This is a genomic window from Streptomyces prunicolor NBRC 13075, from assembly GCF_000367365.1.
GTDB classification, from domain to species: domain Bacteria; phylum Actinomycetota; class Actinomycetes; order Streptomycetales; family Streptomycetaceae; genus Streptomyces; species Streptomyces prunicolor.
Map to the genome: position 1 here is coordinate 66,095 of NZ_BARF01000031.1, position 21,485 is coordinate 87,579.

The following is a 21,485-nucleotide window of genomic DNA, read 5'->3' on the forward strand; positions in this document are numbered from 1 at the left end:
CGGCGAGACGGCGGCAAGGGGACGGCGGGGGAGAGGCGGCATCGGCGCGAGGCTGAGGGGTGAGGGGTGAGGGGCGGCGGGTGACGGACTGACGGAACCGCCTCGGCGGGACTAGGTTGTCGCCATGAGCAATCTTGATCGCGAAGCGGTTCCGGCCCTGTGCGGCGGCCGCGGTTTCGTGGTGGCGGAGCCCGTCCGTGAACTCCTCAGCCCGCGCCGGGTCCAGCTCGGCGAGTCCACCGAAGTCCGCCGACTGCTGCCCAACCTGGGCCGCCGTATGGTCGGCGCCTGGTGCTTCGTAGATCACTACGGCCCCGACGACATCGCCGACGAGCCCGGGATGCAGGTGCCCCCGCACCCCCACATGGGCCTGCAGACGGTGAGCTGGCTGCACGAGGGCGAGGTGCTGCACCGCGACTCGACCGGCAGCGTCGCGACGATCCGCCCGCGCGAACTGGGCCTCATGACCTCCGGCCGCGCGATCAGCCACGCCGAACAGAGCCCCAAGACACACGCCCGCTTCCTGCACGGCGCGCAGCTCTGGGTCGCCCTCCCCGACGGTGACCGGCACGTCGAGCCGCACTTCGAACACCACGCCGAACTGCCGGTCGTCACGGCTCCGGGCCTGCGGGCCACGATCGTCCTCGGCGACGTCGACGGCGCGGCCTCGCCCGGCACGACGTACACCCCGATCGTCGGCGCGGACCTGGCCCTCGCGGCCGGCGCGGACGTACGCCTGCCGCTGGAACCGGACTTCGAGTACGCCGTCCTCGCCATGTCCGGCGAGGCCCACGTCGACGGCGTCCCGGTCCTCCCGGGCTCGATGCTCTACCTCGGCTGCGGCCGCACCGAACTCCCGCTGCGCGCCGTGTCGGACGCGGGCCTGATGCTGCTGGGGGGCGAGCCGTTCGACGAGGAGCTGATCATGTTCTGGAACTGGATCGGCCGCACCCAGGAGGAGATCCAGCAGGCCCGCACGGACTGGATGACCGGGTCACGCTTCGGTGAGGTGAAGGGGTACGACGGCGATCCGTTGCCGGCTCCTGAACTGCCTCCGGTGGCGTTGAAGCCGCGAGGGAGAGTGCGCTGACCTGCTGGGACATGCCACAGGGTTGCCTGACACGGGCGTGCCAGGGGTGGCGAGCATCGGTTGCGGCAGTGTCCACGTCACAGCCCATGCCCTCCACCCACCGGGAATCAGGCCGCGACGAGCTCCTGCTCGCGGTCCGGCGTCTTGATCTTGGGCTTCTTGTTCGGCAGTGAGAGCCGGAAGACCTTGTGCCACGCGGAGAACACCTGCTTGGGCAGCGGCCCGGTGACGTACTCCAGCTCGTACTTCTCGAACAGCGCGCGCACCTTCACCGCGACCTCGGCGTACCGGTTGCTCGGCAGGTCCGGGAACAGGTGGTGCTCGATCTGGTGCGACAGGTTGCCGGTCATGAAGTGCATGGCCTTGCTGCCGCTGATGTTCGCCGAGCCCATCATCTGGCGCAGGTACCACTGGCCGCGGGTCTCGCCCTTGATCGACCGGCGCTCGAAGACCTGCACGCCCTCGGGGAAGTGCCCGCACATGATCACCGAGTGGGTCCAGATGTTGCGGACCAGGTTCGCGGTGAACGTGGCGGCGAGCGTGGGGAGGAACGACGGGCCCGACAGCAGCGGGTGGATCACGTAGTCCTTGAGCACCTGCTTGCGGATCTTGCGGCCCACGGCCTTGGCCCGCGCGCGGAACTCCGGGTTCTTGCGGCGGCGCTTGTTCAGGTTCTTGCCGAGTTCCAGGTCGTACGCCGCGATGCCGTACTCGAAGAAGCAGGCGTTGAGGAAGTTCCACAGCGGCTGGCCGAGGTGGAACGGGTGCCACCGCTGGTCCTCGTCGACGCGCATGATGCCGTAGCCGAGGTCGTTGTCCTTGCCGATCACGTTGGTGTACGTGTGGTGCAGCTCGTTGTGCGAGTGCTTCCACTGCTCGGACGGTGAGACGTGGTCCCACTCCCAGGTGGTGGAGTGGATCTTCGGGTCCCGCATCCAGTCCCACTGGCCGTGCAGGATGTTGTGGCCGATCTCCATGTTGTCCATGATCTTCGCCACGGAAAGACCGGCGGTGCCGAGCAGCCACGCGGGCGGGAAGAGCGAGAACAACAGCACGCCCCTGCTGGCCAGTTCGAGCTTGCGCTGCGCCGAGATGACCTTGCGGATGTAGGCGGCGTCCTTCTCGCCGCGGCCGGCGATCACCTCGTCGCGGATCGCGTCCAGCTCGCGGCCGAGCTCCTCGATCTGCTCCGCGGTCAGGTGGGCGGTGGGGTCGGTGGCGGTCAAGGTGCTCCTACCGTTCGATGTCGCAGGGGCCCGCGGCGGCGGACACGCAGGTCTGGATGAGGACGCCCGGTTCGGCCTCGGTGATCTCGCCGGTGCGCAGGTCGCGGACGGCGCCCGCCTTGAGCGGCGTGACACAGCCGAAGCAGATGCCCATGCGGCACCCGGAGGGCATGAGCACGCCGGCCTCCTCGCCGACGTCCAGCAACGGCGTGGCGCCGTCCGCGCCGACGGTCTTGCCGGTGGCGCTGAACGTGACCTCGCCGCCGTCGCCGGTGACGACGATGTTGGGGCGGAAGCGTTCGGTGTGCAGGCGCTCTTGTACGCCGTGCTCGCTCCAGTGCGCTTCGGCGGCGTCGAGCAGGCCTGTGGGCCCGCAGGCCCAGGTCTCGCGCTCGGCCCAGTCGGGCACGAGTTCGTCGAGACGGGCGATGTCGAGCTTGCCGTCAGTGTCGGTGTGCACCTCGGTGAGCCGCAGCTTCTTCTCCGCGGCCAGGCCGTGCAGTTCGTCGCGGAAGATCACGTCCTGCGGCCGCGGCGCGCAGTGGACCATGACGACGTCGTCGAACTCGGTGTCGCGCAGCATGCCCATCACGGGCGTGATGCCGCTGCCGGCCGTCAGGTAGAGCACCTTGGCGGGCTTGGCCCGCGGCAGCACGAAGTCACCGGTCGCCTGGTCGAGCTGGATCAGCGTGCCCGGTTTCGCGCTGCGGACCAGGTGGTTGCTGACCTTGCCGTCCGGGATCGCCTTCACGGTGATCGTGACGCGGCCGTCCTGGCGGTTCGTCGGCGAGGTGACCGAGTAGGCACGCCACAGGCGCACTCCGTCGACGTCGACCCCGATCCGTACGTACTGACCGGCCGTGTGGCCGCGCCAGCCCCGTCCCGGTCTGATCACGATGGTCGCGGCGTCACCCGTCTCGGGGTGCACGGCCTCGATGCGCCCACGCAGGTCGGCGCCCGCACGGAGCGGGCTGACCAGGTCGAGGTAGTCCGACGGCAGCAGCGGCGTCGTGACCATCTCCAGCAGTTTCCACGCCCTGGTGCGGAGGGCTGTACTCGTCATGACTCCAGCCTGCTGCGCCTCAAGGCGTAAAGTCCTGACCGCAGGACGTAAATCTGGTCGGCTGAATTGTTCGCAGGGAATAGAAACGTGAGCCATGCAGTTCGGAGGGCCAGCGAACTGGCCCTGGATGAGACGACGGTCACGGCAATGCGGGCCGCGCTGAAGGCCACCGCCGACGAGGTCGTCGAGGCGATCATCGACGAGGTCCCGCCCTACGCCAATGCCCTTTCGGGCCGCATGGGCGCCACCATGCGCCGAGCCGTCCGCACCGCCCTGGGGCACTACCTGGACCTCGCGAGCGGGAACGCCACGGGCGGCGACGCCGGTGACGCGGCCTACGAGCTGGGCCGCGGCGAGGTGCGCGACGGCCGTTCGATGGACGCCCTGCTCAGCGCCTACCGCGTCGGCGCCCGCGTGGCCTGGCGATGCCTGGCGGCGGGTGCCGTACCCGCAGGTCTGCCCGCCGCCGAGGTCGCCAAGTTCGCCGAGCTGACCTTCGCCTACATCGACGAGCTCTCCGCCGCGAGCGCCGCGGGCCACGCCGACGAACTGACCGCCCGGGGCCGGGACCACGAGCGCCACCTGGAACACCTGGCCCGTGACCTCCTCGCCGGCGCGAGCCCGGACGTGCTGCTGGCCTCTGCTCAACGGGCCGGGTGGCAGCCTCCGGTTTCGCTGACCGCGGTCCTGCTGCCCGCCGCCCAGGCCCGGCCCGCCTACCGCGCGCTCGACCCGAGCACCCTCGTCCTCGACGATCTGCCGGACGCCTCCGGTGTGCTGCTCGTCCCCGATGCCGACCGGTCACATCTCCTGCGGCAGCTGACCGACCGCACCGCCGTGGTCGGCCCGGCCCGGCCATGGACCCGTGCGTCCGCCTCGTACGCGCGAGCCGTACGCGCGCGCTCCCTCTCCTCCGATATCCGCGACACCGAGGACCACCTGCCCGAGCTGGTGCTGAGCGCCGACGTGGACGCGTTCGCGGACCTGCGTGCCCGAGCCCTGGCACCGTTGCGGACCTTGCCTGTCGCGACCGCGCGGCGGCTGGAGGAGACGTTGCGGGAGTGGCTGCTGCACCAGGGCAGGCGGGACGAGGTGGCGGCGGCGTTGTTCGTCCATCCGCAGACGGTCCGGTACCGGATGTCGCAGCTGCGGGAGTTGTTTCCGGATCTCGCATCGCCACACCGGGTCCTTGAACTGACGCTGGCGGTCGGTCTTCGGGCCGGCTGACGCGTACGTCGACCGTCCACGACCGCGCCCGCGAGCGGTCCAGGAATCGAGCCGGCCTCGGGAAGCCCGTCGGGGACCACCGTGGTTCTACGACGGCCCCGCGCCTCCCTGCCCACAGGCCAACGGGACGACCGACCGGGCCGGCCCGGCACACCCCGCGAGGGATGATGGGGGCGGAATGACGGAACGTGAGGTCAGGAGCTTGCATGGCGAAGCGGGTTCACCGACCCCGTGAGGACGCGGAGTTCAATTTCATCCTCGGGATGAGCGGAGTCCCGGTCCTCGCCTACTTCACCGGGACATGGCCCAAGGCAGTCGAGCCCTGCCGGTTGATGGACCTCGTCGTGGGTGGCATCGCCGACGACTACGCGGGCCGCCTGACGGTCGTCCGCGCCGACATCACCCGCTGTCCGGCCGCAACCGAGCGATACGGGATCACCGGAGCCCCGTCCTACGTCCTGCTGAAGGAGGGAGAGGCGGTGGCGCACGGCACCGGGCCGATGACCACCGCCGAGGTGCGGGAGTTCCTGGACGGCCACCTCTGAGCGGCCGCTGCGGCACGAGGCCGCGACGCCCGTCACGTCTCGTCCATGGGAGCTGCGCTGCCTGAGACACCCCCAAAGGTCACATGACGCAGGTGCTCGGCGGTGTTCTCCAGCCGGCGCCCTGTGGCCAGGACATGCGTGGAATCGGTGTGTCGGCCACCGGGCCGCACCTGCGGCATCGACACGATCGCCAACTGGTGTCGTGGTCATGTGGGTTGACCACGCGACGGGAAAAGATCCACGAGGCCCTTGTCGGTGAAGAGCGGCCCGACCACTTCCTGGATCCGCATGCACAGACACCCCTTCGAGAACGCAGGCCGGGCCACCTCGGCGGTCTGGGCCGGAGCCCCACTCGGCAGACGCGGACGCAGCGGCACCTCGATCACCTCACGCTCGCGCCTCCGCACGGTTCCGGCCGGAACCGTGCGTTAATCGGGCCGGTCGCGAGGGGGTCGGTGCGCGGGCGGGGGTGGCCAGGTGGACGTGGCGGGACCGAGGAGCCGTGGGCTGGCAGACTTCGTTCTGTGAAATCCGTGGTGAAGCGAACGACGAGCGACTTGCGGCGGCACAACCGGTCCATCCTCCTCTCCGCTCTGTATGTGCAGGGACCCACCAGCCGGAACAAGCTGACCCGGGTCTCCGGCCTCAGCTCCGCGACGGTGAGCAACGTCGTCTCCCAACTCCTCGCCGAGGGCCTGATCGCGGAGGGCGGTTCGGAGGACTCCGACGGGGGCAGGCCGCGCTCGGTGCTGGAGATCCGCCCGGACTACGGCTCCGTGATCGGCGTGGACATCGGTGAGACGCACGTCCGGATCGGGCTGTTCGACTGGACCCTGTCGGTGATCACCTCCGAGGTCTACCCGATCGCCAGTACCCGGCTCGACGCCGAATCGGTGGCCGCACTGGTGCTCCAGGGCATCTCCGACGTGACCCGCGCCGCGGGCGTCGACCCCGCGGAGCTGCTCGGCGTCGGCGTCGGTGTGCCCGGCGCGGTCCAGCCCGACCCGCGGATTCCCGGACGCATGCTGGTGCACGCACCGACGCTCGGCTGGTCCGGTGTCGCACTCGGCGAGATGCTCGCCCCCGGCGTCGCCGCACCGCTCATGCTCGACAACTGCGCGCGGACCCTGGGCCAGGCGGAGATATGGCGCGGCGTGGGCCAGGGCGCCGACCGGGTGGTCACCGCGCTCATCGGGGTCGGGGTGGGCGCGGCCCTCGGGTCGGGCACGGAGGGCGGCACCACGGGCCTGGCCCCGGCCACGATCGAGTGGGGGCACACGGTGATCTACGCCGGCGGGCTGCCCTGTCGCTGCGGTTCACGGGGCTGCCTGGAGGCGTACGTCGGAGCCGATGCCATCCTCCACCGGTACCAGGCCACCCTGGGCAGTCAGCCGTTCCACGCCGCCGGGACCGAGGGCCGGCTCGCGGAACTGACGGCGCGGGCGGCCACCGACCCGGTGGCCATGGAGACCCTGGAGAAGATCGGGGAGTACATCGGCATCGGGATCGGCAACCTGATCAACCTGCTCCACCCGGACCTCGTGGTGCTCTCCGGATGGGCGGGCTCGGTGATGGGCGGGGTAGTGCTGCCCACCGTGCGGGAGACGGCCGAGCGGCACGCCCTGTCGTATCTGCGGGGGCGTACCCGGATCGAGGTCGGGCGGCTGGGCCAGGAGGCGGTCGCGATGGGAGCGGCCACCCTGCCGGTGGCGCACCTGCTGTCCTGGGGCGGCCGCCGCCCGGAGATCGCGCCCGGGGCCGGGGCGGGGTCCGTCTCCGGGACCGTGCCCGGGGCGGGGGCTGGCGCCGGTGCTTGGGCGTAGACCTGCCCGCCCGTAGACCCGCCCCCATAGACCCGCCCCCGTAGACCCGCCCGTAAATCTGCCGTTCGGTGGTGCGGTGGGACTGTTGACGTCCATGACGTTCGCCTCTTAGTTTAAGTCAAAGCCAAAGTCTCCCTGACCTCCGTGGAGTCTTCATGACGTCTCAGTTCCCCGTGGCACAGCTCTACATCGACGGAACGTTTCGCCCGGCATCGTCAGGGCGTACCGCCGACGTCGTGGAGAAGGCCACGGGTGCCGTGATCGGTACGTACGCCCTCGGCGGGGCCGTGGATGTCGGGCGGGCGGTGGCCGCGGCCCGGGCCGCGCAGCCGGGCTGGGCGGCACTCGGCGCTCCCGAGCGTGCGGCGGGCCTGCGGCGGATGGCCGAGTTCTTCGAGGCGCACCACGCGGAGCTGGTCGAACAGAGCATGCGCGAGACCGGCGGGGTGCGGGCCAAGGCCGAGGACGAGGTGTCCACCGGCATCCGGCAGTTGCAGATCTCCATGATCCAGGCGAGCGAGAACTCCGGCGACCTGCTCCCGCCGTACAAGGCGGGCAAGCTCTCGATGTCGCGGGCGGTACCGCTCGGGGTGATCGGTGTGATCACCCCCTGGAACTACCCGGTCAACCTGGCCATGCGAGCGGTGGCGCCGGCGCTGGCCTTCGGCAACACCGTCGTGCTCAAGCCTGCCGAGCTCACCCCGATCATCGGCGGCCAGGTACTCGCCGAGGCAGCCCGGGCCGCCGGACTGCCGCCGGGTGTGTTCAACGTGGTGACCGGCGACGGCCTCGACGCGGGGCACGCGCTCGCCGAGCACACCGGCCTGAACCTGCTGGACTTCACCGGCTCCCGTGAGGTCGGCCTCGCCATCGCGGCCTCCGCGGCTGCCACGCTGCGGCCGGTCCGGCTCGAACTCGGGGGCAGCAACGCCTTCGTGGTCCTCGACGACGCCGACATCGACCTCGCGGCCTCGTGCGCGATGGTCGCCTCCCTGGAGTTTCAGGGGCAGACCTGCATCAGCGCCGGCCGCCACATCGTCACCCGCGCGGTGGCGGACCAGTATCTGGACGCCCTCACCCGCCGCGCCGCCGCCCTGCGCGTCGGCGACCCGATGAGCGGTACGGCGGATCTGGGCCCCCTGATCAGCACCCGCCAGCGCGACCGGGTGCACGCCCTCGTGACGGCATCGGTGGAGATGGGCGCGGAGGTGCTCACCGGCGGCACGTTCGACGGTCCCGAGGGCCTGTTCTACCGGCCAACCGTGCTGGCCAAGGTCACGCCCGACATGCCCGCCTTCACCGAGGAGATCTTCGGCCCGGCCCTCCCGGTCACCGTGGTGGACGACGAAGAGGAGGCGGTGGCCGTGACCAATGGGCTCCCGATGCTGATGAACTCGGTGTTCTCCGCCGACCTCATACGGGGCCTGTCGGTGGCCGAGCGGCTCGACGCCGGCGAGGTGCACGTCAACGACGCCCACGCGCGGCACGGCGCGGACGACCAGATGGCGGGCTTCACGAAACGGCAGTGGATCGGTCTCCAACGCACACCGCTCGCCCTGCCGTCGTGGACCGCCGACCCCGCGACCCGTTGATGGCCGCAGAGCGTACGGCGTTGGTGGTCCGCGGCGGCTGGGAGGGCCACTCCCCACGGGAGTGCACCGAGCTGTTCCTGCCCGCACTGGCCGACGCCGGTTTCGCGGTCACGGTCCGGGAGGACCTGGACGCCTACGCCGACGCGGACCTCATGGCACGGACCGATCTCGTCGTGCAGTGCTGGACCGAGGGCCGGCTGACCGAGGAGCAGAGCGCGGGGCTCGTCTCGGCCGTCGAGGCGGGCACCGGCTTCGCGGGCTGGCACGGCGGTGTCGTAGCGACGTTCCAGGACTCTCCCGCGTACCTGCGCATGGTCGGCGGCCTGTTCCTGCACCACCCGGCGGAGTTCCTGGAGTACCGGGTCCGGATCGAGCCGGAACACCGGGAGCATCCGATCGTCGCCGGGCTGCCCGACACGACGGTGATGACCGAGCAGTACTGGATGCTGACCGACGCGTTCAGCACCGTACTGGCGTCCACCACCGTCGCTCCGGGCGCCGCCGGGCAGGGCGAGCGGCCGGTCGACATGCCCGTCGTATGGACCAGACAGTGGGGGCGGGGGCGCATCTTCTTCTCCGCCCTGGGCCACCGGCCGGACGACCTGCGCGAGCCCACCGTAAGAGCGCTCACCACGCGCGGACTGCTCTGGGCGGCGCGGTGAACCGGCCGGTGGGGTGAATCGGCCGGCGGGGGACGAGCGGCCGGCTGTGGTGCCCGCCATGGCGGGCACCTGCCCGACCGGTTCTTCCTTCGCTCCGTCCGCGCCCGCCTGGACGCGCGTTGCGAGGGCGAGCCGGGGCCGCCCCTGAGGGAGTTCCGCCGCGGCACGCGCGTGCCGCGCTCGCCAGGGCCGACATCCCGCTGACCAGCTGGAGCTGTCCACGGGGGGACGCCCACGACGTACGGGCCTTGGCGCCGTGACCGCGTGCCGTGGTGCATGCGGTGGGCCCGGTTGAAGAGCAGTTGGACGGTGCCGCCTTCGAGCGGGGCATCCAGGTCGGTTCGGCGGCCCGGGCCGCCGCGATCCCGGTCGCGGAGTGCACGCCGGCGATGATCCTGCCGGCCACCAAGGGCGTGCCTACGGCGGCCCGCGAGGACCAGCAGTGGCGCCGCGCCGCGCCGATCCGGACCCGGTCCGCCGGTACCCGGCCATCGGCGACCACCGTCGGCCCGGTCGGCCCGGTCGGCGTGTCGAGGACCGGGCGCCGGGTGCAGGACCCGCCGCGGCCGCTCGGCCTTGAGGTGCTGCTCGGCGATCCGTTCGTCACTGCCGACGAAACGACGGCGCCCGGCCGGCCGGTCTCGCGGAGCCGTGCACCGTCGGCGACCTGGTCTCGCCGTACGCCCGTCGCCGACCCGGTGGACTACGACGCGCTGTCCGCATCGGCCTGAGCTGCGATCTGCGGGGGCTCCCGGCCACGCGCCCCAGCGCGTACGGTGCAGGTGGTCAGGCGACGCTGCTGCGCGAGCCGGCCCCTGCGTCCGCCGCCCCACGCGGACTTCTTCTCATAGAGAAATCGATACGTTGTAAATCGGTACGTCGGTCATATTGACCCCACCTCAGCCGCGACTTAGCTTAAGTCGAAGTCAAAGTCGGAGCAGGTCGACTGCCGGTCGGCCATGGGTTCAGGTCCCCGGAGGGACCACCGGGCGACGGCCTCACAGGCGGGACGACCGCGGCAGGCCCTCTTCTGACACGAAAGTGAGCACTGGCCAATGAAGACCAGATTCGCCGCAGTCGCAGGCGCCACCCTGGCCGCAACACTGGTTCTCGCCGCCTGCGGGGGAGGCGGCGGGGGCTCCGGCAGCGGATCGGCGCCGTCCGGCGGCAAGGTCCGCCTGACCATGTGGGCCTGGGACCCGGGCATGGACAAGGTCGTCGCTCTGTGGAACTCGACGCACCCGAACATCCAGGTCGCCCTCAGCAACCCGGCCGGCGGTGATCAGCTCGTCAGCAAGATGATCACCGCGCACCAGGCGAAGACCGCCCCCGACATCGCGAAGGTCGAGTACCAGTCGCTGCCCGGCCTGGTGGCGAACGGCGTGGTCCGCGACATCACCGCCGAGACGAAGAAGGCGGTCACGGACTTCGACGCGGTGACGCTCGCCCAGACCCGCTTCCAGGGCAAGGTCTACGGCATACCCCAGGACTTCGCCCCGCTGATGATGTTCTACCGGGCCGACCTGTTCAAGAAGTACGGCCTGAAGGTGCCCACCACCTGGCAGGAGTACGAGCAGGTGGCCACGCAGCTCCATGCCAAGGCTCCCAGCGCCTCGATGACCAACTTCGACGCCGCCGACCCGGGCTGGTTCACCGGCCTCGCCCAGCAGGCGGGAGCGGACTGGTGGACCACGAAGGGCGACTCCTGGCACGTGGACATCAACGGCACGGCCAGTGACAAGGTCGCCGACTACTGGCAGGGCCTGGTCGACAAGGGGCTGGTGAAGAAGAACCCCTCCTTCTCCCCGCAGTGGAACAAGGAGATGAACAACGGCGCCCTCCTCACCTGGATCTCCGGAGCCTGGGCCCCGGCGCAGATCGGCGGCATCGCCCCGTCGACCAAGGGGAAGTGGACCGCCGCGCCGCTCCCGGCCTGGACGGCGGGCGACACCACCACCGGCATCTGGGGCGGCTCGGCCATCACGGTCACCACCGACTCCAAGCACCCCGCCGAGGCGGCGGAGTTCGCGAGCTGGCTCAACACCGACGACAAGGCGGTCACGGCCCAGGTCAAGAACATCAACATCTACCCGGCCTCGACCTCGGGGCGCGCCCTGCAGATCCTCGACCAGCCGCCGGCCTTCTTCCCGAACCAGCCGGACTTCTACGCCGAGGTGAAGAAGGTCGCCCCCGGCGCCCGCAGCTTCTCGATGTGGGGCCCGAATGTCACAGTGACCTTCTCCGCGTACCGGGACAGTTTCGGCGCGGCGCTGCAGTCCGGGAGCTCGTTCACCGGGGCGCTGGACACCATGCAGAACAACACCACCGCCGGCATGAAGAAGCTCGGGTTCACCCTGAACTAGGTCCTCCAGGCAGGGCCTGGCCGGTTCCACCGGCATCAACCACCGAAACAACCAGTCACTGGCACCAGCCATTCATCCGATGAGGACGATGTCGATGGCGACAAGCATTTCGCGGCGGGGCCGCCGGGCGGGCCACAGCCGGCTGCCCTATCTGCTGGTCCTGCCCGCGATCCTGCTCCTCCTGCTGTTCGTGGTCGCCCCCGGGGGCTACGCGCTGTTCCTCAGCTTCCAGCAGCGCAAGGTCGGCGGGGGCCTGCTGGGATCGGGCAGCAGAACGGTCTTCGCGGGTCTGGACAACTACTCCACCGTGATCCACGACACCGAGCTGTGGCACAGCCTGCTCCGGATGCTCCTGGTCGGCGCGATCACCGTACCGGCGACCGTGCTCCTCGCCCTGCTGTTCGCGCTCCTCCTGGACACGGCGCGAGCCCGGCTCACCCGGTTCGCACGGCTGGCCATCTTCCTGCCGTACGCGGTGCCCGGCGTCATCGCCACCCTCCTGTGGGGCTTCCTCTACCTGCCCGCGACCAGCCCCATCGGCGGACAGCACCTCGACTACTTCGGCAGCTCGATGGTCTACGTCTCGGTCGCCAACATCGCGGTGTGGGGCGCGGTGGGCTTCAACATGGTGGTGATGTACACGTCCCTGCGCGCGCTGCCGCCGGAGATCTACGAGGCAGCCAGGATCGACGGAGCCTCGGAGCTCCAGATAGCGCTGCGGGTGAAGGTGGCCCTGATCCGTCCCGCCATCGCCATGTGCACCCTGTTCACCGTCCTCGCCGCCCTGCAACTGTTCAACGAGCCCAACACACTGCAGCCGTTGTCGAACGCCATCTCCCTGACCTGGGTTCCCCTGATGAAGATCTACACCGACGCTTTCGTCGACTCCGACATCCATCTCGCGGCTGCCACCTCGGTCGTCTTCGCGGCGGGAATCCTCGCCGTCTCGGTGGTCGTCGGACGCCTCGCGCAGACCTGGTGGGGCGCCGCCGGAGCCGCCGGCAAGGAGGGACGATGACCATCGACACGCCCGCCCGTCCCATCGCATCCCCGGTGACCGTCGCCCGGACCGGACGCCCCCGCCGCAGCCGGACCGCCCTGCTGCCCACCGCGGTGCTGCTGCTCGGAGCCGTCTACTGCCTGGTGCCGACGCTGTGGATCCTGATCGCTTCCACCAAGTCGCGCAGCGAGCTGTTCTCCACCGCGACCTATCTCCCGTCGTTCGGCTCGGGGCTGGTGGACAACATCGCCGACCTCTCCTCGTACGACTCGGGCGTCTTCTGGCACTGGATGCTCAACAGCTTCCTGTACGCGGGGGTCGGCGGTTTCGTGGCCACCGCCGTCTCCGCCGCGACCGGCTACGCCATCGCCAAGTACCGCTTCCGGGGCCGGAGTCTGCTGTTCAACACCATCCTGGCGGGCGTCCTGCTGCCGCAGGTCGTGCTGGCCGTTCCGCAGTACCTGCTGCTGGCCCGGGTCGGCAGCACCGACAGCTACGCGGCGGTGATCCTGCCCCAGCTGTTCAACCCCTACGGCATCTACCTGTGCCGGATCTACGCGGCCGCCTCCGTACCCGACTCGCTGCTCGACGCCGGGCGGATGGACGGGGCGAGCGAGTGGCGGATGTTCTCCGCGATCGGGCTGCGGCTGATGGCACCCGGACTGATCACCGTCTTCCTGCTCCAGTTCATCGTCATCTGGAACAACTTCCTGCTGCCCTTCGTCATGGTGACGAGCGACGACAAGTTCCCGCTGACGGTCGGCCTGTACAGCCTGCTGCGCCACGGCGCCAACCAGGCGTCCCTGTACTCGCTGGTGATCACCGGCACCCTGCTGTCCGTCATCCCCGTCATCGCGCTCTTCCTGTCCTTGCAGCGGTACTGGCGCATCGACCTCGTGACCGGTGGCCTCAAGTAGGCCGAGGTACCGGCGTCGTGACGACGACCCGCGCTCCCGGAGGACACGGTCACCAGCACCTCTCCCGGGCCTCACAGCAGTGCCGCTCCCGTCACCGCCGTCGCGACGAGCACGACGCACATCAGGACGTGGAACGTCACGTCCCGTTTCTGTGAGCGGTGTTCGGCCGCGGGGTCCAGTGTGAAATCGGCCGGGTCGGTGGGCGTGTGGTGCACCGTGACGTCGCGGCCGTACGCGCCGGCGGGGTCAGGGAGGTTCGACGTGCAGTGGGCCGTGACGGCCGTGCCCTCGCGGGTGGTGAACGACACGACCGGAGTGATGGTGGTCCAGGTGTCGCCGTCCTCGTCGACGCCGACGTCCTTCAGGACCGCGACGACGTGTCCCGGCACGGTGTCCATCGCGGCCAGTCGCTCGATGCGGCGGTTCTTGGCGCGTACCGCCTCGGGCAGATGAACGGCCCCCATCAGCGCCCACGGTCCGCCGAACCCGATCAGTGCGCACGGCCAGCCCCAGTCCAACGCGGCGAGGACCACCAGGCCGACGTAGACCAGGAAGAGGGCGAAACTCGGCCGGCCAAGGCCGCGGCCGGGCTCCTGCGGGGTGTTGGAGAACCGGTAGGAGTGCGGTCTGCCCGGCGGGTGGCTGAGTCCGACTTCGCGGCCCTCCCAGGCGACGGTGATCATCTCGCCCCGTTCGCCGTCGTTCGTCACGGTGACCTGCTGACCCGAGGCCGGGTCGCGGTAGGTGACGACCACCGATATGCCGCCCGTCCGGGACCCGCCGTGCCGGGGCGGCCGTACCCGCTCGATCCGTCCGGTGAGCCGGACCGTCCGCTGCGCCTTGGTCACCCCGGCCAGCGACATGCCGTACCCGATCAGCGCCACAACGCCCCACCCCGCGCACCACAGCACCAGAAACCGGTCCCACCCCATGCGCCCCCACCTTCTGTTCTGTCCGGTCAACTGCCGCTACGGCGCAGCACGTTGCCTTGGCCGTCCGTCTGAACCGTGCCCGTGCCCCCGCCGCCGGTGACCACGATCGTGAGCCTGAGCGAGCCGGAGACACCGTCGGCGGTCAGCTGCCAGCTGCGCGGGGACCCGACGCCGAGGGTGGTGCCGGCCTCCTCGACCAGCTCGGGAACGCGATCGTAGGGCAGGGACCGCGGGTCGAACCCGGGGGTCCGCAGGTCGGTCGGGGAGAAGACGACCGTCAGCAGGCGGTTCTGTACGACGACGGTGAGCGCCCGGCGCCTGTCCGCGCCCTGCGTCAACGACTCGACGGCCTCGCGCAGTTCGCCCTTGTCGAGCATCGACCGGCCGGGACCGAGGGCGACCGTACCCGTCGCAGACGTCACGGTGATCGTTGATGAGGAAGAGGACGGCGAGGAGGTGACGGATGGCCTTGGGGCGCTGCCCTCGGCGTCGTGGGAGTCGAACAGGTCGGCGCGGAACAGCAGGAGCACGGCCGCCACGCCGAGCAGCAGCCCGAGGAGAGTGAGGAGCCCGCTGAGACAGCCTTCTGGGGTCTCGTCCTTCATGGCCGGACCGGGCACCGAGTCGATCTGGGCCAGGGCCGCCCGATCCTCCCACTCCGGGGTGGGCCGCTTCAGGATCCGCGTCTTCCACGGCCGGTCCGGCGGGTACTCGACCACCACGATGCCGCGCCGCCGGTAGTCGGGAAGCTCGACGAGGTTGACGTCCTGCCGTATCTCGACACGGAACGCGGGTGTGTCGTCCGGCGCGACGGACAGTTCGAAGCGCACCGGTACATCGCTGGCCTCGCCCCCGAAGGCCTCCAGACTCTCGATCGCCGCGAGCGCTGTGCGCGGTACGACGGCCGCCTCCCGGGCGCGGTGCGGCAGCGTGGCGAGGAGGAAGAGGAAGAGGAGGCCGTAGGCGGCGGGCAGGGCCAGGCCCGTGGCGATCAGGGGTGTTCTCTCGACCACGCAGCCACCGATGAAGGCGGTCAGTGATGCCCCGATCACGGCGCCCGTCAGGAATCCCAGGGAGAGGTTGGTGGCGGTCCGGGTTTCCGGGCGGTAGGCGGTCGGTGTGCTGCTGTTCATTTGAGGCCGGAGTGGGAGAGTCCTTCGATGAAGTGGCGCTGGGCCAGGACGAAGACGATCAGCATCGGCAGGACGGTCATCGTGGCGGCGGCGAGCTGGGTGTTCCACATCGGGCCGCCGTAGGAGTCGGCGAAGCGGGTCAGGGCCTGCGGCAGGGTGAACAGGTCCGGTGACGTGAGGTACACCGTGGGTTCCAGGTAGAGGTTCCAGGAGGCGAGGAAGGTCAGGATCGCCACCGCCGACAGGGCCGGTCGGGCCAGCGGGAGGCAGATCCGCCACCAGATCGCCGGGCGGCCGAGGCCGTCGAGGCGGCCGGCCTCCTCCAGTTCGACGGGGAGGGCGATGAAGAACTGCCGCATGATGAACGTGGCCAGCGCACACGGTCCGGCCAGGGCGGTCACCAGGATCAGCGGCCAGTGCGTGTTGATCAGGCCGGCCGATTTGAACAGCTGGAACAGCGGCACGATCGTCACTTCGCTCGGTACCAGCATCCCGGTCAGCACCACCAGGAACAGCGCGTTCGCGCCGGGGAACCGGATCCGGGCGAAGGCGTACCCGGCCAGGCTGGACACCAGCAGCGTGATCAGGGTGACCAGTACGGCGATGTAGACACTGTTGAAGTACTGCCGGGCGAAGGGCTGGAAGGTGAACGCCTCGCGGTACGCGGACAGGGTCGGTGAGTCGGTCCACAGCGACGGCGGGGCCTCGAAGATCTCCGCCAGCGGTTTGACCGACGCGGCGACCATCCAGACCGTCGGCACCACGAAGGGGATCGCCAGCACGCCGAGCGCGATCACCAGCAGTGCCGGCCGGAGTCTGCCGGTCCGCACTCCGCCCATCGTGTCTCGGTCAGTCCTCATAGAACACCCACTTACGGCGCAGCTGCCATTGCAGCAAGGTGAGCAGCATGACGAAGGACAGCAGCATCAGGGCCAGCGTCGAGCCGTAGCCGATGTCGTTGAACTTGAAGGCCTGTTGGAACACGTAGTAGACGAGGACCGTGGTGGACAGTCCTGGTCCGCCGCCGGTCAGGACGGCGATCTGGGCGAAGGACTGCAGCGCCCCGGCGACCGTGACGATCGCGGTCAGCAGCACCGTCGGGGAGATCATCGGCAAGGTGATCCGGGCGAAGACCGTGCGGCTGTTCGCGCCGTCGATGCGGGCCGCCTCGTACAGCTCCCGGGGCACGCCCTGGAGGGCCGCCAGGAACAGCACCATGTTGATGCCGACGCTGCGCACCACCTGGGTGAGGATCACCGACACCATCGCGGTGTCGCCCTGCTTGAGCCAGTTCGGTCCGTCGATGCCGACGCTGGCCAGCAGGCCGTTGATGCCGCCGTTGTCCTGGAGCAGGAAGCCCCAGACCAGGGTCCAGGCGACCACGGAGACCACCACGGGGGAGAAGAACAGCGTCCGGAACACCGTGACACCGCGGAACTTCCGGTTGAGCAGGACGGCGATCAGCAGCCCGAGCGAGATATTGACGATCACCACTCCGCCGGAGAAGAGCAGCGTCGCCAGCAGCACCTTCGGCAGCTGCGGATCGTCGGCCAGGGCCGCGTAGTGCTCGCCGCCGACGAAGGTCTGTTTGCCGGTGAAGACGTTCCAGTCGTGGAGGCTGTACCAGATCGCCATGCCGACCGGCAGCAGGACGAACACCGCCACCCCGACCAGCTGCGGCAGGACGAACAGGTAGCCGGTCAGTACGTCCCGGCGGCGGGAGGTCCAGAAGGCCGGACCGGCCGGCCCCGATGCGCGCCCGGTCCTGGCGGTGGACCGGGCCGGCGCCCGCTCGACGGCCGGTTCGGCGGCCCGTGTCCCGCTCACTTGGAAAGAAGGGGCTTGATCGCGGTGCAGACCGACTTCAGGACTGCCGGGACGTCGGCGTCGGCGCGCCACATCGCGTCGAGCGCCGTCTTGCCCTTCTGGGCGATCTCTGCCGGGCTGGTGTGGTTGGGCAGCGTGACCGCGTCCGGGAGCTGGTCGACCACCGCGTCCTGGAGCTGGGACGCGCTCAGCACCTTGTTGTTCGCGGCGAGTTCGGCCCCGGTCAGCAGCGACTTCCGGGGCGGCGGGAAGTACTGGGCCAGCTTGGCGGCGTTCTCCGGATCGGTCAGATAGGCGAGGAAGTCCGCCGCCTGCTTCGGGTGCTTGCTGGAGGCCAGCACGCCCATCCCGGCCTGGCCCAGCACGGAGTACGTGCCCTTGGGACCCGCCGGCAGCGGGTACAGCCCGAACTTGAACTTGCCGGTCAGCAGCGAGGCACGGGAGACCTGCGCGACGGTGAAGGCGGCGTCGCCGGCGAAGAAGTCGGCGGTGGTGCCGGGGCCGGGCATCGCCTTGGTCTTGAACGCCGCGTCGTGCAGGAAGGTGAAGGCCTGCTGCATCTCGGGGCTGTCGAAGGTGCAGGTCTTGCCGTCCGCGCTCCACGCCGAGGCTCCCCAGCCGGTCCACACGGTGGCCAGCGTGTTCCACGCCGTGTAGTCGAAGTCGCGGACGACGAAGCCGGCCTTGCCGGTCTTGGCGTGCACGGCCGCTCCGGCCGCCGCGACCTGGTCCCAGGTCAGGGAGGCCGGGTCGATCTTCTGTCCGGCCTTGGCCAACAGGTCGGTGTTCACGTAGAGCGCGTACGGCGAGTTGGAGAACGGATAGGCGTACAGCGTGCCGTCGCGGCTGAACTCCGCCGTCACGCTGCCGAGCAGGTCGTCGTACTTCCAGCCGGGGGTCGCCTTGAGCGTGTCCGTCAGCCCGAGCAGCGCGTCGGACGCGATCAGGTCCCGCGACAGGTCGCCCATCCAGGCGAGGTCGGGGGCGTTGCCGCCGGCGATCTGTGTGGTGAGCGTCGTGTTGTAGTCGGCGAACGGGAGGCTCTCGAAGGTGATCCTCGCGACGTCGGGATGGTCGGCCCGGTAGGCGGCGGCGATGCTGTCGAACAGCTTCAACTGGTCCTTGTCCGAGGTCCAGACCGTCATCCGCAGCTCAACTGCCCTGTCGGAGGTGCCGGTTGACGAACCGCCACAGGCCGCGGTCAGCGCGAGGACCGTCGTCAGGGCGACAGCGCTCAGCACCTTTCTGGTTCTGATCATGGGTGGGTTCCTTTCACGTGCGGGTGCCGGTCCGGCTCAGTAGCCGACGACCTCGGGCCAGTGGAGTTCGACGCCGGCCTCTACCAGGCGGCGCTGGAACTGCTCGACGAGTGCGGGTTCGGCGGCGACCTGCTGGGGGCTCAGTCCGCGGTCGAGGCAGAAGGCGGTGAGTTCCCCCGCGGACTCGCCGACGTTCCATTCGACCGGGTGGAGCCGGTAGGCGCCGTTGGTGATGTGGGTGGTGCCGATGTTCTTGGCGGCGGGGATCAGGTTCCGGGTCCTGACCGGGACCAGGGCGCCCAGCGGGATCTCGAACGGCGCGGACTCGACGTCGATGTAGTTGTCGCCGCCGGTCGAGGGGTGCAGATCGATCCGGTACATCCCGACCCCGACGGACGCGTCGAACCGGGCCGGCCCGTCGGACCCGCGGGCCTTGACGGAGATGTCCTGCTCGCGGACGGTGGTCAGCGCCTTGATCCGGCGGGACTCCCGGATGTACGGGGCCTGCGCGAAACCGTCGTCGGTGCCCACCAGGTCCCCGCGCAGCCTGAGCCCCGGCCAGCCCCGGCCGCCGTCGGGGCGGGGAGCCTCGGTCTGCAGCCAGTGGACGTAGGCCCGGGACTGCGCCTTCGCCGCGGCCAGGTGCCGCTCCCGTTCGTCGGTGTCGATGATCGAGCCGCCGACGTAGTCCAGTTGGGGCCAGTTGGCGAGCACGATGTCGCTGTCGTACAGGCCGTCGGTGAAGGTCTGGCGGGCGGCGATCCGCCGGAACTGCCACAGGTCCCGGTCCCCGGCGTCGAAGCGCGGATCGCCGGAGACGTCCTGCTCCGGGTTGACGATCATGGTGCGCTGCTCCGGCGCCAGAGTGCGCGGGTTGGGCGCGGTGAACGACAGCATCGGCGCGCCCCAGTAGGGCAGTTCGAAGGAGCGCCACTCGTCGTAGTCGTCGGGCCGGGCGATCGTGTGGTCCCCGGAGGCGTGGTCGAAGACGAAGCACCACGCGATCGACTGCACGTTTGCCGGGTCGGCGACGTCCGGAGCGCTCGGCTCGCCGGTGTCGGACCGCGCCTCGGCGCCGACGACGTACTCGGTGCCGGTCAGCGGCAGCAGGTCACCGGTCTCGGTGCCGTCCAGCACGAACTCCGCGGTGATCACGCTGTGTTGCCCGGTCCGCGGATCCTCGACCGTGACCGTGCGGACCACCCCGTCCACGGTGTCGGCCGCGACCGGGACCGCGGGCTGCAGGACGGTCAGCCGGCCGCTCGACCGGTACGGCGCGAGGAGGGCCTCGATCACCGCGAGTGCCACCCGCGGCTCGTGGCACAGCCGGCTCACCCGGCCGCGCCCCGGGTTGAGTTCACGGTCCGCGCGGGCCTTGTCCGAGAGCGGGTAGTGGTCCCGGTAGTAGCGGCGGATGTTCTCCCGCAGCGTCCGGTAGCGGGCGGTCACGCCGAACTGCTCCACCCAGATGTGCTCGTCCGGCGGCACCGCCTGCGAGGTCAACTGGCCGCCCAGCCAAGGGTGTTCCTCGGTCAGCACGACCCGGTGTCCGCGCTGGAGCAGCGCGAGAGCGGCTGCCACCGACCCGAGTCCGCCGCCTATGACCGCCACCTCTGTGTCGATCCTGTTCACGACTGCCCCGCCGGCCGGGCGGCGATGGTGTCGCCCGCTTCGACCTCGGCCACCAGGAGCCGCTGGATGTCCAGTTCGGCCCACTCCTGCGGGTCGGTGGTGATCAGCTGCTGGAGCAGGGCGAGTGCCTCGGCGGCGACCTGTTTGCGCGGCACGCGAAAGCCCGTCAGCGCCCGTCCGTCGGTGCGATGACCGCGGACCTCACCGAAGGCGGCGACCGAGATCTCGCCGGGCACGTCCACCCCCGCACCGACCAGCGAGAGGATGACGTCCTCGGTGAGGAAGGCGTCCTCGGCGATGATCAGCGTGGCCTCCGTGGCCCGGGCCAGCCGGGGCAGTTCGGCGACGCGTTCCTCGCCCACCAGCATGAACGCCATCCGGCCCGCCGCCGAAGCGGCCTCGACCGCGCCGCGGCGGTCCCGCGCGGTGGCGGTGTCCCGGCCGCGGTGCACATACAGGGCCTGGCGGTGTCCGCCGGCCGCCGCCAGGTCGATCACGGCGTTCGCCGGAGTGACGTAGTCGACGCCGACGTACGGCACGGCCGCGGCCGTCTCGTCCCGGCGGCCGACCGCGACGAACGGGAACTGCTCGGCGACCAGGCGTTCCAGCTCGGAGCCGACCATCTGCTGGCCGAGCAGGACACAGCCGTCGGTGAGCCGCAGCCGGGTCTTGCGGTGGAACAGGCTACGGGTGCCGTTCTCGACCGGCGAGGACGTGAAGAGCAGCAGGTCCCAGCCGATCTCCTCGGCCGCTCGCTCGATCCCGTTCAGCAGCGGGCCGTAGAAGTCGAGGCTCTCCGGCGACAGGGCCTCCTCGTAGGTGAAGACGCCGATGATCTGGTTGTCCAGACCGGCCAGTCGGCGGGCCGCCGGATCGGCGACGTACGTCGCCTGCTCGATCGCCGCCTTGACGCGCGCCCGGGTCTCCTCCGGGATGCGCACGTTCGTGCCGTCACGGTCGTTCAGCACCACCGAGACGGTGGTCTGACTGACCCCCGCGATCTCGGCGATCTCGCGCTGAGTGACCCGGCGCGGCTTCGTTGGCATCGATCCTCCGTTGATAATGCGTAACTTCAGCGGACGTCGGTGACGTTAAACCGCCCGAAACAAAAGCGCAATACCCCTTGACCGACGGCCTGTGTGGTTGAGACCGTCCGTGTCACGCCGGTGAAGATAGGCATTATCACAACAGTGC

19 protein-coding genes are annotated in these 21,485 nt (G+C 70.1%); 10 read left to right on the forward strand and 9 right to left on the reverse strand.

The window, feature by feature from the left end:
• Positions 1-124 precede the first annotated feature (124 nt).
• Positions 125-1,090 carry a pirin family protein gene (locus SPR02S_RS14295; protein ID WP_019057655.1) on the forward strand — a complete coding sequence of 322 codons (966 nt, stop codon included), beginning with the start codon at positions 125-127 and terminating at the stop codon, positions 1,088-1,090.
• Positions 1,091-1,197: 107 nt separating this feature from the next.
• Here SPR02S_RS14295 and SPR02S_RS14300 read toward each other — a convergent pair whose 3' ends face one another.
• Positions 1,198-2,316, reverse strand: a complete 1,119-nt coding sequence (locus SPR02S_RS14300; RefSeq protein WP_019057656.1) for a fatty acid desaturase family protein — start codon at positions 2,314-2,316, stop codon at positions 1,198-1,200.
• A 7-nt stretch (positions 2,317-2,323) separates the two neighbouring features.
• Positions 2,324-3,379, reverse strand: a complete 1,056-nt coding sequence (locus SPR02S_RS14305; RefSeq protein WP_019057657.1) for a ferredoxin reductase — start codon at positions 3,377-3,379, stop codon at positions 2,324-2,326.
• Positions 3,380-3,466: 87 nt separating this feature from the next.
• On the opposite strand from SPR02S_RS14305, the gene SPR02S_RS14310 reads away from it, so the two are divergent.
• From SPR02S_RS14310 to SPR02S_RS14350, 9 genes are all read left to right on the forward strand, one after another.
• Positions 3,467-4,606, forward strand: a complete 1,140-nt coding sequence (locus tag SPR02S_RS14310) for a PucR family transcriptional regulator (RefSeq protein WP_026150525.1) — start codon at positions 3,467-3,469, stop codon at positions 4,604-4,606.
• Between the two features lie 206 nt (positions 4,607-4,812).
• Positions 4,813-5,151 (forward strand): thioredoxin family protein, encoded by a 339-nt coding sequence (locus SPR02S_RS14315; protein ID WP_019057659.1) that lies wholly within the window; start codon positions 4,813-4,815, stop codon positions 5,149-5,151.
• Positions 5,152-5,684: 533 nt separating this feature from the next.
• Positions 5,685-6,974, forward strand: a complete 1,290-nt coding sequence (locus tag SPR02S_RS55730) for an ROK family transcriptional regulator (protein WP_019057660.1) — start codon at positions 5,685-5,687, stop codon at positions 6,972-6,974.
• 155 nt (positions 6,975-7,129) lie between these two features.
• Positions 7,130-8,566: an aldehyde dehydrogenase family protein gene (locus tag SPR02S_RS14325; protein ID WP_019057661.1), complete on the forward strand. Its 1,437-nt coding sequence runs from the start codon at positions 7,130-7,132 to the stop codon at positions 8,564-8,566.
• Entirely contained in the window at positions 8,539-9,228 is a 690-nt protein-coding gene (locus tag SPR02S_RS14330; protein WP_019057662.1) for a ThuA domain-containing protein, read from the forward strand. The genes SPR02S_RS14325 and SPR02S_RS14330 overlap by 28 nt, the downstream gene beginning before the upstream one ends.
• A 281-nt stretch (positions 9,229-9,509) precedes the next feature.
• Positions 9,510-9,959 carry a Rossmann-fold NAD(P)-binding domain-containing protein gene (locus tag SPR02S_RS55735; RefSeq protein ID WP_158697813.1) on the forward strand — a complete coding sequence of 150 codons (450 nt, stop codon included), beginning with the start codon at positions 9,510-9,512 and terminating at the stop codon, positions 9,957-9,959.
• Between the two features lie 324 nt (positions 9,960-10,283).
• Positions 10,284-11,591, forward strand: a complete 1,308-nt coding sequence (locus SPR02S_RS14340) for an ABC transporter substrate-binding protein (RefSeq protein ID WP_019057663.1) — start codon at positions 10,284-10,286, stop codon at positions 11,589-11,591.
• 88 nt (positions 11,592-11,679) lie between these two features.
• On the forward strand, positions 11,680-12,609 hold the full coding sequence (locus SPR02S_RS14345; RefSeq protein WP_019057664.1) for a carbohydrate ABC transporter permease: 930 nt from the start codon (positions 11,680-11,682) through the stop codon (positions 12,607-12,609).
• Positions 12,606-13,508 (forward strand): carbohydrate ABC transporter permease, encoded by a 903-nt coding sequence (locus tag SPR02S_RS14350; protein WP_019057665.1) that lies wholly within the window; start codon positions 12,606-12,608, stop codon positions 13,506-13,508. The genes SPR02S_RS14345 and SPR02S_RS14350 overlap by 4 nt, the downstream gene beginning before the upstream one ends.
• Positions 13,509-13,579: 71 nt before the next feature.
• Here SPR02S_RS14350 and SPR02S_RS14355 read toward each other — a convergent pair whose 3' ends face one another.
• From SPR02S_RS14355 to SPR02S_RS14385, 7 genes are read right to left on the reverse strand one after another with little or no spacing between them, the layout of a single operon-like run.
• A complete protein-coding gene (locus tag SPR02S_RS14355; RefSeq protein WP_019057666.1) occupies positions 13,580-14,440 on the reverse strand; it encodes a DUF3592 domain-containing protein in 861 nt (286 codons plus the stop codon).
• Positions 14,441-14,466: 26 nt separating this feature from the next.
• Positions 14,467-15,573, reverse strand: a complete 1,107-nt coding sequence (locus SPR02S_RS14360) for a hypothetical protein (protein ID WP_019057667.1) — start codon at positions 15,571-15,573, stop codon at positions 14,467-14,469.
• Positions 15,570-16,412, reverse strand: a complete 843-nt coding sequence (locus SPR02S_RS14365; RefSeq protein ID WP_019057668.1) for a carbohydrate ABC transporter permease — start codon at positions 16,410-16,412, stop codon at positions 15,570-15,572. The genes SPR02S_RS14360 and SPR02S_RS14365 overlap by 4 nt, the downstream gene beginning before the upstream one ends.
• A gap of 10 nt (positions 16,413-16,422) precedes the next feature.
• On the reverse strand, positions 16,423-17,400 hold the full coding sequence (locus SPR02S_RS14370; RefSeq protein ID WP_019057669.1) for a carbohydrate ABC transporter permease: 978 nt from the start codon (positions 17,398-17,400) through the stop codon (positions 16,423-16,425).
• Entirely contained in the window at positions 17,397-18,659 is a 1,263-nt protein-coding gene (locus SPR02S_RS14375; protein ID WP_019057670.1) for an ABC transporter substrate-binding protein, read from the reverse strand. Before SPR02S_RS14375 ends, SPR02S_RS14370 begins: the two co-directional genes overlap by 4 nt.
• 36 nt (positions 18,660-18,695) lie before the next feature.
• Entirely contained in the window at positions 18,696-20,282 is a 1,587-nt protein-coding gene (locus SPR02S_RS14380; RefSeq protein WP_043258284.1) for an FAD-dependent oxidoreductase, read from the reverse strand.
• Positions 20,283-20,287: 5 nt separating this feature from the next.
• Positions 20,288-21,337: a LacI family DNA-binding transcriptional regulator gene (locus tag SPR02S_RS14385; RefSeq protein WP_019057672.1), complete on the reverse strand. Its 1,050-nt coding sequence runs from the start codon at positions 21,335-21,337 to the stop codon at positions 20,288-20,290.
• Between the last annotated feature and the right edge of the window lie 148 nt (positions 21,338-21,485).

What these genes read in the sequence shown, in the direction of transcription:
- SPR02S_RS14305 (WP_019057657.1), bottom strand. Translation starts at nt 3,379, where the DNA reads ATGACGAGTACAGCCCTCCGCACCAGGGCGTGGAAACTGCTGGAGATG.
- SPR02S_RS14355 (WP_019057666.1), bottom strand. Translation starts at nt 14,440, where the DNA reads ATGGGGTGGGACCGGTTTCTGGTGCTGTGGTGCGCGGGGTGGGGCGTT.
- SPR02S_RS14360 (WP_019057667.1), bottom strand. Translation starts at nt 15,573, where the DNA reads ATGAACAGCAGCACACCGACCGCCTACCGCCCGGAAACCCGGACCGCC.
- SPR02S_RS14365 (WP_019057668.1), bottom strand. Translation starts at nt 16,412, where the DNA reads ATGGGCGGAGTGCGGACCGGCAGACTCCGGCCGGCACTGCTGGTGATC.
- SPR02S_RS14315 (WP_019057659.1), top strand. Translation starts at nt 4,813, where the DNA reads ATGGCGAAGCGGGTTCACCGACCCCGTGAGGACGCGGAGTTCAATTTC.
- SPR02S_RS14375 (WP_019057670.1), bottom strand. Translation starts at nt 18,659, where the DNA reads ATGATCAGAACCAGAAAGGTGCTGAGCGCTGTCGCCCTGACGACGGTC.
- SPR02S_RS14350 (WP_019057665.1), top strand. Translation starts at nt 12,606, where the DNA reads ATGACCATCGACACGCCCGCCCGTCCCATCGCATCCCCGGTGACCGTC.
- SPR02S_RS14345 (WP_019057664.1), top strand. Translation starts at nt 11,680, where the DNA reads ATGTCGATGGCGACAAGCATTTCGCGGCGGGGCCGCCGGGCGGGCCAC.
- SPR02S_RS14340 (WP_019057663.1), top strand. Translation starts at nt 10,284, where the DNA reads ATGAAGACCAGATTCGCCGCAGTCGCAGGCGCCACCCTGGCCGCAACA.
- SPR02S_RS14385 (WP_019057672.1), bottom strand. Translation starts at nt 21,337, where the DNA reads ATGCCAACGAAGCCGCGCCGGGTCACTCAGCGCGAGATCGCCGAGATC.
- SPR02S_RS14325 (WP_019057661.1), top strand. Translation starts at nt 7,130, where the DNA reads ATGACGTCTCAGTTCCCCGTGGCACAGCTCTACATCGACGGAACGTTT.
- SPR02S_RS14295 (WP_019057655.1), top strand. Translation starts at nt 125, where the DNA reads ATGAGCAATCTTGATCGCGAAGCGGTTCCGGCCCTGTGCGGCGGCCGC.